Consider the following 10,448-nt stretch of genomic DNA (forward strand, 5'->3'; position numbering starts at 1 on the left):
GTTGCTGTCCCGCGCCCACGCCTCGCGCCAGCCTTCCAGAACCTCGACGGCATTCCAGTCGCGGTTCTTGGTGGTGAAGCCGTCTGCATCCACCTCACGGGTGGTCAGCAGAATGTGGGCGTGATGGTTGCGCTCGTCGCCCGCGCGCCCCGGTGCGTGCAGGGCGATGTCGGCCACCATGCCGCGCTCTACGAACTGGCCGCGCACGAACTCGCGCACCAGATCAAGCCGCTGTGCATGGGTCAGCTCGTCAGGCAGGGCCACGCGCACCTCGCGGGCGACCTGGCTGTTCTTGCGGGTCTCGGATTCCTCGACGCGGTTCCACAGCTCGGATCGGTCACGGACCCAATCCGGCGCGTGATCCGGTGCGAGGATTTCGGTGTGATCGACACCGCCCCGCGCCGCGTAGTCGAAGACCAGCCCGGTGCGGCGGTCCTCGATCCGCTCGGCCACGCGGTAGGCGGAAGCCGCCGTGGCGCTGCGGCCCTGACTGCGGGAAATCATCGTTGCGCGTAAATGATAGATCGCCATTCAGTGCTGCACTTTGCTTAGGGGTCGAGGGGAAACGCCAGTCTCCCCCGCCCACACAAACGCGCAGCGTTTGTATAAGTGGGCACTTCGTGTCTTGCACCCTGCCTCAACCCACGGCACAAATCAACATGGAGCGATGAACGTGGAGACCGAAATGGCGCGGACAGTAGATCAGCAGATAGCGGAAACGCAGGCCAAGCTCGCCCGCCTCAAGACTCGTCAGAAAGCCAGCGAGACCCGGCGGAAAATCATCGTCGGGGCCATCGTGACAACCGAAGCCCTGAACGACCCGAAGATCGCACGCTGGATGGCTTCGACCCTGCGCAAGAACGCCACCCGCGAAGTCGATCAGAAAGAGCTGGTCGGGCTGCTGGCGGAACTGGATCAGGTGGCGGCGAAGGCGGATCAGACATGAGCGGGAACCCCGGAGACGCGTTCGACATCCTCTCGCAGGAGCTGACAGCCCTGCGTCGAAGCATCGAGCATCTTGCCCGCACCAGCCTCGACAAGCAGGAAGCCGAAGCACTGCACAAAACCCTGGCGCAGGCGGTCGGCAAGATGGAACGCGCGGCAGAAAATGCCCCGGCAAGCCTCCAGAACACCCTGCGGAATGACCGGGACCAGGTTGTCCGTAATGCCACCGCAGCGGCTGCCAGCGCCGCACAGGGCGTCCTGACGGACGTGGCCGGGGAATTGGCCAAGGAGCGTGATGCCTTTCGCAGAGCCGCCGGAGAAGCCCGCAGAGAGGCGTGGCGGTGGTTTGGCGGGTTCTGGGTGTGGTTGGCCTCTGTAGGGGCCGCAGGGGCGCTCCTTGGCGCTCTGGCGGCGTTCTGGATCACGGGACGGGGCGATGCCCGAGAGTTCGGACGCTTTCCGAGCATCTACTGCGACAACGCCGGGGGTCAGGTGGTCGAGCAGGACAACGGGTCCAGCTACTGCGCGATCTGGATCAACAGGCCGGATCAGTGAAAATCAGTCCGGCCATTCTTCGGTTCAAACAACATCGTCCGCCGCAGCGTCGATGATCTTTCGCACGGATGCCATTGCATCCTCATGGCTCACTGTCCGGCCAGCTTTAACATCCGCAAGCCCGCGCTGGATGCCCTCGATGGTGGCTCGCTCTGTTTTGAGAACGGTCGCTGTCGGGCTGCTGGGTGTCATGGCATCGGCTCCCACGGGTTGATGATCTGCACGCCTGTCGGCTCGAAGTCCGCAACATTGCGCGTAACGATGGACATGGCATGGGTGATCCCTGTGGCGGCGATCAGGGCGTCCCGGTCACTGCGAGGGTCTGGAACATGCAAAGCGGCACAGCAGAGCGCGACAGGCCCGTCCACGGGCAGGATACGCCCCTCGAACACTGGAAGCACCCGATCAGCCATCCAAGCCCTCAAGACGGCGCCCTGCGTGCTGTCACGCCTTTCCATCTGCCTGACGCCCATCTCAAGTTCCAAGAGGGTGATGGCGGACAGAAACAGCGCTGACGGGTCTTGATCCTCGGCCCAGGCAACGACATTGGCATCCGCCTTCCCTGCTTTTGCCTTGCGCAGCTCGGACACCACATTCGTATCGAGGATGAACATCAGGACAAATCGGCGGGACGTGTGAGGCTATCCAGGCGATCCGGTTCAAAAGCGACGTCTGCCGCTTCTGGATCGGCCAGCAAATCAAGAATACTTTCTCGGCGTCCTGTCAGCCGTCTGTAGGCTTCGATGCTGAGCAAGACATGCGCTGGTTTGCCCCGGTCCGTGATGAACACAGGACCGTCTTGCGCAGCCCGCTTTGCACCACTGGCATCCTGATTGAACGTCCGGCTGTTGATCGTCGTCATTCCCATCGCTCACATCCTTCTAAGCATCTTAATGTAGCAACGTAACTACAACATACTGTTATGTCAACCTGAACCCCATCCGGTCAGCGTTCTGCCCTAGTGTTAATAGTGTTACCTACGGAGTAAGTTACGGATTCAGCAACCTCTTGCTCTGCTTGAAATAAAGTCGCCTCCGGGTTCCGAAAGGGTCAAACTTTGGTTCCGAAAGGGTCAAACTTTGGTTCCGAAAGGGTCAAACGGGCTTTCCTCAAAATTTGGTTCCTGATAGGTCAAACGAGAAAGTTCCTGATAGGTCAAAGATTCGCTGATGAGTTTGCTGCCAGATCGCCACCCAAACCTTGATTTCTTCGTCCTCGATATCGCGGATGCGGTGCCGAAGGACGACATGGCCTCGATGGAGCATCCGCTGTTCTCACTGGCAACGAAACCGGACATGCGGCACCTCGAATATCGCAGCGGCGACAACATTTTGAAAATCCGGCCATCCGGCCTCGGCCTGCCCACCATCTTCGACAAGGACATCCTGATCTTCACGATTAGCCAGCTCATGCACCGCAAGAACCGGGGCGAGGCGATTGGGGATACCGTGCGCTTTTCAGCCCGCGAGCTGTCGGTTGCCACCAACCGCCCGATCGGTGGCAACCATTACAAGCGCCTCGAAGACGCTTTCGCCCGCCTCCAGGGTGCGCAGTTCGTCACCAACATCAGGTCCGGTGGCAAGATCGAGACGCGGATTTTCTCGCTCATCGACGAGGGCGGTTTTGTGCGCACAGACGACGAACGGTTTCGCTTGGACTATTGCGAGGTGAAGCTGTCGCGGTGGCTCATGCGGGCCATCGAGTCCGACCAGGTCGTCACGATATCGAACGATTACTTTCGGCTGCGTCGCCCGCTGGAGCGCCGCCTTTACGAGATCGCGCGGAAGCATTGCGGCAGCAAGCCAAAGTGGCAGATCGGGCTGACGACGCTCCAGAACAAGACCGGCAGCAATGCTCCAGTCAAACGGTTCCGGCACAATCTGCGCGAAATCATCAAGGCAGACGTGACGCCGTTCTACCGCTTCGAGCTGGACGATGCTGACCTCGTGATCGTCCGGCCCCGCCAGTCGAAGGCGCAGATCGCCCCCGCCATTGCCTTGCCCGACTGGGCCGAAGAGAAAGCCCGCGCCGTGGCACGGGAAAGAGGCCGGGATTACTACGCGCTGCGGGCCGATTGGCTGGCCTTCGCGCAGGCGGAAACGGCCAAGGGCAATCCGCCGAAGAATGCAGGAGCGGCCTTTGTCGCCTATTGTGCAAAACAGGACAGCCTGCGCTAGTGTTCCTCACCTGACGTAAGATTCCGGGTCTGCCGCTGGTGCGCCCTCGGTTGCTCCGACGAAGGTCCGGGGGCCGCTATGCGGGACAAAGCGACCGTTGTTGAAACGGGTTTGACCTGACGGAAAACTATCGATTTAACTGTCCCGCTTACGGGTAAGCCGATGAATAATGTCTATGACAGCAAGGCATCCTACGAAAAAAGTGGCGGCAATTAATCCGGTAGGTGCGGCGATTTCATCAACGTCTGACAAGGCTAGCCAGATACCTCCGGTGAAGAAAATGATAGCCAGCGACCACTGAAAGTATGCAAACCATTTTTCCGCGTCTGAGATACTTGGGTATGCAAACTGGCGGTTTGCCTCACTGTTAAAAATCAGTTTTTCCTTGTTCCTGTCCATATATCGCAGGGTCAAATAAGAACCGGCCAGAAATGCAGCGACCGCAGCCACCTGTAACACCAAAATTGAGAAACTGAACAAAACGATTGTCAGTGCAATCGAAAATAGGTGCAATCGAAGCGCAATGGTTGATCCAAATTTTCCGCGAAGTGACAAGATGAACATGACTTCAAACTCCAAGACGATCGCTTTCTTATGAGATGAGTGTGACCTGATTTAGGCAGTCGGACTGGACAAGAGCTTCTTCGTGAAAACGCATCAAGGTAGGTATGGGCTCATAGCCGTCATCTGACGGTTTCGGTCAGGGATACTAGACCTGTGTAGGATACCCTGCTTCCGTCGGGAACCTTGTGTCAGGTGCGGAAAACTAGCGGCTATCCAAACAACCGCCCCCAGAAGCCCTTGCGCGGCTCGGCTTCCGTCTGCGGCCGCAGATCGACCAGGAGCGCGTGGAGCTGGTCTTCCTTGCGTTCCGCCCTTTCGGCCCGCTCTTTCAGATCCTCGATGCGTTGTTCCAAAAAACCGCGTTCGCGCTGGTCAGATTGGATCTGGGCGCGAAGCTTCTCAACTTCGGCCTGCAACGCACTGGTTTCACGGGGTGTTTCAGGTGTTTCGGTAGGGGTTGCAATTCGCTTCACAGCACCGTTCCTGTGCCCGTTAGCATCCTTCCACCGTTCCAGCTCTGCCGCGTCGATGCTGTAGGAGCCATCATCAAGACGTTTCGCGCTAAGATTCCCTTTTTTTATGGCTCTGGAAAGAGTTGGCTTGCTGAAATCTGCCGCTTTCGCAGCTTCTCCTAGGGTGTAACTCATGAGTGTAACCGCTCGCTCTCACAGGGTTGCAATTCGCCTCATCTACCTGTGAGGCTTACAGTTACGCATGTTACACCCACTTGGCGCATTATCCAAACGCCTTGCCGATCCTGCCGGAGACGCCAGATATCGGAGGCAGGATCGGCAAGGCGTTCTACAGCCGAGGTTCACATCAACGGACCTTCGCTGCGCTGCGCGTGAACTCACAGTGTGCGGGACAAACCCGACTTTCGCTGCAGGACAGAAATGCGGCAAAACTGATTTAGATTAGCCTTGGTTTTTTGGCGGCGCTATCCCCTTGCTTCCTTGTCGAATGGGCGGCATTAGCGAAATTGGCCATTTGTGGCACGGCCACACGATTCCAGATTCTTGGATTGCGTGGAGCACGATGATTCCGCCGCTTTAGGCTGTGGATGGGCTCGACCCGTGCGCAGGAGTTTCGAGGCACCTGTTTTAAGATGCGCGGAGTACGGCGGAATTGAGCGCGGGCAATCCTCACGGAGGAGAGCATTCAGGATGATTGCTTGACCTTTAGGCGTGTTTCCCAAATGCTGCCAGGATAACGGTTCATCTTTTTTCCAAGCCCAATATCGACAACAACGGGAGAGCAATCATGAAAAATATTACAGCGATTTCGCTGCTCGCGCTGGCAGCTGCCAACGCAAGTTTTGCCCAGGATTTGGTGCCGCAGGCAACCAGCCAGTGGTACATTGATGGACAGGCAACGGTCGAACAGATGCTTGCACGCCAGCCCAACACCAACACCGCCAAAAACGTGATCCTTCTGATTGCAGACGGCAATGGCGTTGGGACCAACTATGCCACCCGGATGTTTGATGGTCAGCAAAAGGGCGGCTTTGGCGATGAGAACGTCCTGCCGTATGAGGCCTTCCCCTATCTGGCATTGGTCAAGACCTACAACATCAACGCCTCGACACCCGACAGCGCCCCGACGGCCGCTGCGATGAACACCGGCGTCAAGCAGCGTTTCAACCTGGTCAACCTGGGTGAGAACGCGATTACCAAGGATTGCACCACCGAGGCGGGCAATGAACTGACCACTTTCGCCGAGATCGTGGCAGAGGCAGGAAAATCCGTTGGCATCGTGTCGACTGCGCGGCTGACCCACGCGACCCCCGCTGCCGTCTATGCCAAGACCGCCTATCGGAACTGGGAAGACGCCGTGCCGGACGAGTGCGACACCAGCCGCGATATCGCAACGCAACTGTTTGACTCGATGCAATCGGGCGTGATCGACTTTGCGATGGGCGGCGGGCGGCGGCACTTTGCCCCAGACGGCGCCGCATTGGACGAAGGCGGAACTGGTCGCCGCAAGGATGGGCGCGACCTGATCGCCGAGGCGCAGGCGGCGGGCGCACAATACGCTTGGAATACTGAAACCGCGATGGCGCTGAACCTTGACGGCTCGACGCCGGTTCTGGCGCTGATGGAAGACAGCCACATGAAGTACGAGGCCGACCGGGACGATTCGGACGAGCCGTCGCTGGCCGCGATGACCAAGATGGCCATCGAGTATCTGGCCCACAACGAGGGCGGTTATTTCCTTGAGATCGAGGCGGGTCGCGTCGACCACGCCAACCACGACGGCAACCTGGCGCGCACTGTGCGCGACGGTGTCGCCTTTGCAGAAGCCGTGGCGATGGCCGACGCGATGACCGATGACGCCGATACGCTGATCATCGTCACCGCCGACCATGACCACGCGATCAGCTTCAACGGCTATTGCGGCCGCGGCACGCCGATCACTGGTCTTTGCATGGGTGTCGACAACGAGGGCATCGGCCACAACGGCGTACCTGAACTGGCAAGCGATGGCAGGCCCTACACCGTTGCGGGCTATCTGAACGGGGCCGGTTCGGTGTTGCGCGAAGACATGAACTGGGCCGGTGTCCGCCCGGAACTGACGCAGGAAGAAGCCTTGGATATCGACTATCTGCAGCAGGCTCTGATCCCGCGTTCGTCGGAAACCCACTCACCCGTGGATGTGGCTGTCTATGCCAAGGGCCCCTGGGCGCATCTGTTTGACGGCACGATCGAGCAGAACGTGATCTTTCACGTGATGCACCACGCGGTCAGCGCCAGATAGACGCAGCCCCTTTTGCTGGCTGCAGGAGCTCCCTATCTAAAGGGGGCTCCTGTTAATTTTCAAAGGAGGACATCATGCTGCAACGACGCGCCTTCCTCGGTGCTTTCGCGGTGCTGCCCTTTGTTTCAACGCCTCTTCCAGCGATGGAAGCGCCGATCAAGCTGCGTGACCTCTATAACAAGGACCAGACATTTTCCGATCTAGCCCTGTCACTTGAGGGCCAGCGCATCACGGTCGACGGTTTCATGGCCCCGCCGCTGAAGGCCGAGGCTAATTTCTTCGTGCTGACCAAGCGCCCGATGGCAACCTGCCCGTTCTGCGAATCCTCGGCAGACTGGCCCGACGATATTCTGGCAGTTTACACCAAGCGCACGGTCAAGGTGATCCCGTTCAACGTCAAGATCGTGACCCAGGGCGTGTTGGAGCTTGGCGACATGACCGACCCCGAGACCGGCTTTGTCAGCCGGGTGCGGCTGGTCGATGCGAAATATTCCTAAGCGAGTGCACGTTTCATGACATTGCCGCTGCATGTTCGCGACTGCGTGGTGCGCAATCGGGGCGGGCGGGTTCTTTTGAACGTACCCAATCTGGAGCTGACGCCGGGCGCGTCGCTTGGCATTCGCGGACCGTCCGGTGCGGGGAAATCGACACTGCTTTATGCGCTGGCAGGTTTGCTGGAAGGCATAAACGGAGAGGTGCATTGGGGTGACACAGATCTTCTGACCTTGTCATCTGCGCGCCGAGCCTCGTTCCGTGCTGCGAATATCGGCATGATTTTTCAGGACTTCCTGCTATTCGAGGAACTTGACGCGGCTTCGAATGCCGGTCTTGCCGCGATGTATCTGCCCAAAGCCCAAAGGGCAGGTGTGAAAGCATGCGCGATGGCGCAACTGGCGCATCTGGGACTGGACGCCAGCGCGCGGTCTGTTGCCAGCTATTCGGGAGGAGAGCGTCAGCGTGTGGCGATCGCGCGGGCGTTGGCGAATGAAGCGACCATTCTGCTCGCCGATGAGCCGACGGCCAGCCTGGACCGCCCCGCCGCCGATTCGCTGATCGAAGGCCTCGTCAACCGGGTACGGGATCAGGGGGCGACCCTGATCGCAGTCAGCCATGATGCGCATCTTCTTGACCGGATGGACCGGGTCCTTGGTTTGGAGGATGGGCAAGTGACAGCGGGTGCATTGCCATGATGGACGTTTGGGACGGTCTTTCAGCCCTGACGCAGGACATTGTTCTGATCGTCGCTCTGGGCCTGCCCGCGTTGATCTTGTGTCGCCTTGTGCTTCGCGGCTTTGCACCATGGCCATTGATCGGTGCGCTCTTGTGGCGGTTTCGCTGGGCCAACGCGCTGTTCGTTCTTCTGATTGCCATATCTGTTGGGATGGGGCTGGGCCTGCTGGCGCAAGAACGCGGATTGCGCGAAGGCACCGCCAGAGCGGCCGACAAGTTCGATCTGGTGGTTACAGCACCTGGCAGCGAAATCACCATGATGCTCGCCACGGTCTATCTTCAGCCAAGCGACGTGCCACTTTTGGATGGCGCTACCTATCAGGCAATCGCAGGGCATGAGAATGTCGCGATCGCGGCTCCACTGGCATTTGGCGATAGCTACGGCGCGTCTTCCGTGGTGGGCACAACAGCTGAGTTTGTTCAGCATCTAAGCGATGGCGAAATAGAAGGACGACTGTGGAAAAGCACTGCCGAAGCGGTGATCGGCGCCCTGACTCCTTTGCAGATCGGCGACGTCTTCGAACCGGCCCATGGCGTCGGGGATGCTGCCGAAAACGATGCGCATGCCGCGGACCTGACAGTCGTCGGACGCATCGGATATACCGGCACGCCCTGGGATCGCGCGGTTCTTGTCCCGATCGAGACGATCTGGGAGGTGCACGGGTTGGCGAATGGCCACGCCCCAGAGCGTGCCGATCAAATCGGCCCGCCATTTGATCCAGACTATTTTCCGGGCACCCCGGCGATTGTCGTGCGGGCAAGCGCGATGTGGGCCAACTATGCGCTACGCTCTGAATTCACGCGCGATGCCCAGACAATGGCCTTCTTTCCCGGAGCGGTATTAAGCAATCTTTACCGTGTTATGGGCGACATCCGGCAGGCGATGTCATTGATGTCGCTGGTCACGCAATGCCTGGTTGCCGCCAGCGTACTGCTGGGCCTGTTCATCCTGTCGCGGCTTTTCATGCGGCAGATGGCGTTGCTACGCGCTTTGGGGGCGCCAGCCCGCTTTGTGTTCGCGGTGCTCTGGTCCTACTGCACGGCATTGCTGGTCGCAGGTTCGGTGCTGGGTCTTGGGCTGGGTTGGATTACGGCCATGATCTTGTCGCGCATTATCAGTGCGCGTACCGATATCCTGATTTCCGCCCAAATAGGCTGGACCGAGTTCCATTATCTGGCCGGGTTCGTCAGCTTGATGACGCTGCTGTCACTGCTGCCAGCGCTTGCCGTTCTGCGAAAGCCAATTGTCGACGGATTGCGCGGCTGAACTGCACCAGGTGTTTGGTGGCTACTTTAACCACAGGCGTTTTAACACCGATTTCGGACGGCCCATGAGCCAGAGCCCCGTCCGCTGCTTGTCCCAGAGATCGACAATCGGGATTTGCGCTTGACGATTGCATCAACTCAGATGAGCCTGAACACTAAAAGGAGGCCGACAAATGAAATGCCCAATTGATGGAAGAGAGCTGGCGGGGAAGTCACACGCTGGCGTCGAAATCAACTTTTGTCCGAAATGCCGGGGAGTCTGGCTCGACCAAGGCGAGTTGGGTAAAATCATTGAAAACTCTGCCGCCCAGGCGTCAAGATCGCCCGGGAGAGATTATGACGAGGACGGCTATCATCCGATTTCGAGCAAAAAACCAAAGAGTTTTCTGAGCGAGTTATTCGACTTCTGAGTCAAGCCGAGCGGGTCTAAGCGCACTAGCAACGGTGTTTTTTAGACCAAGCCGTGCGCTTCACCCAAGTGGCGCCTTTGCCGTCGATAATTTAACAACATTTTCTCTCTTCTGCGCCGCAGCGACGTAGCTTGCCACGAGAAGTCAAAATGGGCTCTTCGATAACCTTCGCCGCGCGCTGCCCGAACGACCGCTACGGGCTGGGCCACGGGCCCTTCTATAGCCCGTGACCCAGCCCGCGATCTCGCTCGGCGACGCTGTCCGCGTCGCGCTCGATCTCCCGCTGACGTTCCATCTCCTGTTCTCGCGCCGCATCCAGCTCGGCCTGCCGTTCCTCGGCTTCGCGGCCCTCGCGCAATGCGGCGGCACGGTCGGCGAGGGCGTTCGGGTCGATCCCTGCCGCCGCCTCACGCAAGCGTGCCGCCAAGTCCTGTGAAGTCTCGCGCTCCGGCACGGTCGTTTCTTGCATCTCCGGTCGGCCCTGCCGCGCCTCCCACGCATCCCGCAAGCGCGTGGCAAGGTCGGGTTCATCCTCTCGGCCATCCCG

Annotated in this window: 15 protein-coding genes; 8 read left to right on the plus strand and 7 right to left on the minus strand. The window is 59.2% G+C overall.

Annotated elements, in window-relative coordinates:
- Positions 1 to 531, minus strand: a 531-nt coding sequence (gene mobQ / locus E2L05_RS19280; RefSeq protein ID WP_165971817.1) for a MobQ family relaxase, incomplete at its 3' end; no start/stop codon positions are given.
- Positions 532 to 667: 136 nt separating this feature from the next.
- Between mobQ and E2L05_RS19285 the strand changes: the two genes are divergently transcribed.
- Together E2L05_RS19285 and E2L05_RS19290 are read left to right on the plus strand one after the other, a co-directional pair.
- Positions 668 to 946, plus strand: a complete 279-nt coding sequence (locus E2L05_RS19285) for a hypothetical protein (RefSeq protein ID WP_243722066.1) — start codon at positions 668 to 670, stop codon at positions 944 to 946.
- Entirely contained in the window at positions 943 to 1,500 is a 558-nt protein-coding gene (locus tag E2L05_RS19290; protein ID WP_133344554.1) for a hypothetical protein, read from the plus strand. The genes E2L05_RS19285 and E2L05_RS19290 overlap by 4 nt, the downstream gene beginning before the upstream one ends.
- Before the next feature lie 24 nt (positions 1,501 to 1,524).
- On the opposite strand, the gene E2L05_RS20890 is transcribed toward E2L05_RS19290, so the two are convergent.
- The 3 genes from E2L05_RS20890 to E2L05_RS19300 are packed head-to-tail and all read right to left on the minus strand — an operon-like array spanning position 1,525 to position 2,368.
- Complete coding sequence (locus tag E2L05_RS20890) at positions 1,525 to 1,692, minus strand: hypothetical protein (RefSeq protein WP_165971818.1); 168 nt, start codon at positions 1,690 to 1,692, stop codon at positions 1,525 to 1,527.
- Positions 1,689 to 2,114, minus strand: a complete 426-nt coding sequence (locus E2L05_RS19295; protein WP_072702377.1) for a type II toxin-antitoxin system VapC family toxin — start codon at positions 2,112 to 2,114, stop codon at positions 1,689 to 1,691. Before E2L05_RS19295 ends, E2L05_RS20890 begins: the two co-directional genes overlap by 4 nt.
- The gene (locus E2L05_RS19300; RefSeq protein ID WP_133344556.1) at positions 2,114 to 2,368 is read right to left on the minus strand and encodes a type II toxin-antitoxin system Phd/YefM family antitoxin; all 255 of its coding nucleotides are present in this window, start codon (positions 2,366 to 2,368) and stop codon (positions 2,114 to 2,116) included. Before E2L05_RS19300 ends, E2L05_RS19295 begins: the two co-directional genes overlap by 1 nt.
- A gap of 301 nt (positions 2,369 to 2,669) precedes the next feature.
- Here E2L05_RS19300 and trfA point away from each other — a divergent pair, with 301 nt between their 5' ends.
- Positions 2,670 to 3,677, plus strand: coding sequence for a plasmid replication initiator TrfA (gene trfA / locus E2L05_RS19305; protein WP_133344558.1), 1,008 nt, complete (start codon positions 2,670 to 2,672; stop codon positions 3,675 to 3,677).
- Between the two features lie 135 nt (positions 3,678 to 3,812).
- Here trfA and E2L05_RS19310 read toward each other — a convergent pair whose 3' ends face one another.
- The gene (locus tag E2L05_RS19310; protein ID WP_133344560.1) at positions 3,813 to 4,241 is read right to left on the minus strand and encodes a hypothetical protein; all 429 of its coding nucleotides are present in this window, start codon (positions 4,239 to 4,241) and stop codon (positions 3,813 to 3,815) included.
- Positions 4,242 to 4,450: 209 nt separating this feature from the next.
- Entirely contained in the window at positions 4,451 to 4,888 is a 438-nt protein-coding gene (locus E2L05_RS19315) for a hypothetical protein (protein ID WP_133344562.1), read from the minus strand.
- A 613-nt stretch (positions 4,889 to 5,501) separates the two neighbouring features.
- On the opposite strand from E2L05_RS19315, the gene E2L05_RS19320 reads away from it, so the two are divergent.
- The 5 genes from E2L05_RS19320 to E2L05_RS19340 all read left to right on the plus strand — a co-directional run bounded on the left by E2L05_RS19320 (position 5,502) and on the right by E2L05_RS19340 (position 9,901).
- Positions 5,502 to 6,995, plus strand: a complete 1,494-nt coding sequence (locus E2L05_RS19320; protein ID WP_133344564.1) for an alkaline phosphatase — start codon at positions 5,502 to 5,504, stop codon at positions 6,993 to 6,995.
- A 74-nt stretch (positions 6,996 to 7,069) separates the two neighbouring features.
- Positions 7,070 to 7,492: a hypothetical protein gene (locus E2L05_RS19325; protein ID WP_133344566.1), complete on the plus strand. Its 423-nt coding sequence runs from the start codon at positions 7,070 to 7,072 to the stop codon at positions 7,490 to 7,492.
- Positions 7,493 to 7,507: 15 nt separating this feature from the next.
- Positions 7,508 to 8,185 carry an ABC transporter ATP-binding protein gene (locus E2L05_RS19330; protein WP_133344568.1) on the plus strand — a complete coding sequence of 226 codons (678 nt, stop codon included), beginning with the start codon at positions 7,508 to 7,510 and terminating at the stop codon, positions 8,183 to 8,185.
- A complete protein-coding gene (locus tag E2L05_RS19335; RefSeq protein WP_133344570.1) occupies positions 8,182 to 9,492 on the plus strand; it encodes an ABC transporter permease in 1,311 nt (436 codons plus the stop codon). Before E2L05_RS19330 ends, E2L05_RS19335 begins: the two co-directional genes overlap by 4 nt.
- Before the next feature lie 172 nt (positions 9,493 to 9,664).
- Positions 9,665 to 9,901, plus strand: a complete 237-nt coding sequence (locus tag E2L05_RS19340) for a TFIIB-type zinc ribbon-containing protein (protein ID WP_133344572.1) — start codon at positions 9,665 to 9,667, stop codon at positions 9,899 to 9,901.
- A gap of 217 nt (positions 9,902 to 10,118) precedes the next feature.
- Here the strand turns inward: E2L05_RS19340 and E2L05_RS20895 are convergent.
- Positions 10,119 to 10,448 (minus strand): hypothetical protein (locus E2L05_RS20895; RefSeq protein ID WP_449288513.1); only part of this gene is annotated, 330 nt, incomplete at its 5' end.

It is taken from the genome of Meridianimarinicoccus aquatilis (assembly GCF_004358675.1).
In the GTDB taxonomy this organism is placed as follows: domain Bacteria; phylum Pseudomonadota; class Alphaproteobacteria; order Rhodobacterales; family Rhodobacteraceae; genus Meridianimarinicoccus; species Meridianimarinicoccus aquatilis.

Bases quoted from the DNA above. Each gene is read 5' to 3' on its own strand.
- E2L05_RS19285 (WP_243722066.1), top strand. From the start codon at position 668: ATGAACGTGGAGACCGAAATGGCGCGGACAGTAGATCAGCAGATAGCG.
- E2L05_RS19290 (WP_133344554.1), top strand. From the start codon at position 943: ATGAGCGGGAACCCCGGAGACGCGTTCGACATCCTCTCGCAGGAGCTG.
- E2L05_RS20890 (WP_165971818.1), bottom strand. From the start codon at position 1,692: ATGACACCCAGCAGCCCGACAGCGACCGTTCTCAAAACAGAGCGAGCC.
- E2L05_RS19295 (WP_072702377.1), bottom strand. From the start codon at position 2,114: ATGTTCATCCTCGATACGAATGTGGTGTCCGAGCTGCGCAAGGCAAAA.
- E2L05_RS19300 (WP_133344556.1), bottom strand. From the start codon at position 2,368: ATGGGAATGACGACGATCAACAGCCGGACGTTCAATCAGGATGCCAGT.
- trfA (WP_133344558.1), top strand. From the start codon at position 2,670: ATGAGTTTGCTGCCAGATCGCCACCCAAACCTTGATTTCTTCGTCCTC.
- E2L05_RS19310 (WP_133344560.1), bottom strand. From the start codon at position 4,241: ATGTTCATCTTGTCACTTCGCGGAAAATTTGGATCAACCATTGCGCTT.
- E2L05_RS19315 (WP_133344562.1), bottom strand. From the start codon at position 4,888: ATGAGTTACACCCTAGGAGAAGCTGCGAAAGCGGCAGATTTCAGCAAG.
- E2L05_RS19320 (WP_133344564.1), top strand. From the start codon at position 5,502: ATGAAAAATATTACAGCGATTTCGCTGCTCGCGCTGGCAGCTGCCAAC.
- E2L05_RS19325 (WP_133344566.1), top strand. From the start codon at position 7,070: ATGCTGCAACGACGCGCCTTCCTCGGTGCTTTCGCGGTGCTGCCCTTT.
- E2L05_RS19330 (WP_133344568.1), top strand. From the start codon at position 7,508: ATGACATTGCCGCTGCATGTTCGCGACTGCGTGGTGCGCAATCGGGGC.
- E2L05_RS19335 (WP_133344570.1), top strand. From the start codon at position 8,182: ATGATGGACGTTTGGGACGGTCTTTCAGCCCTGACGCAGGACATTGTT.
- E2L05_RS19340 (WP_133344572.1), top strand. From the start codon at position 9,665: ATGAAATGCCCAATTGATGGAAGAGAGCTGGCGGGGAAGTCACACGCT.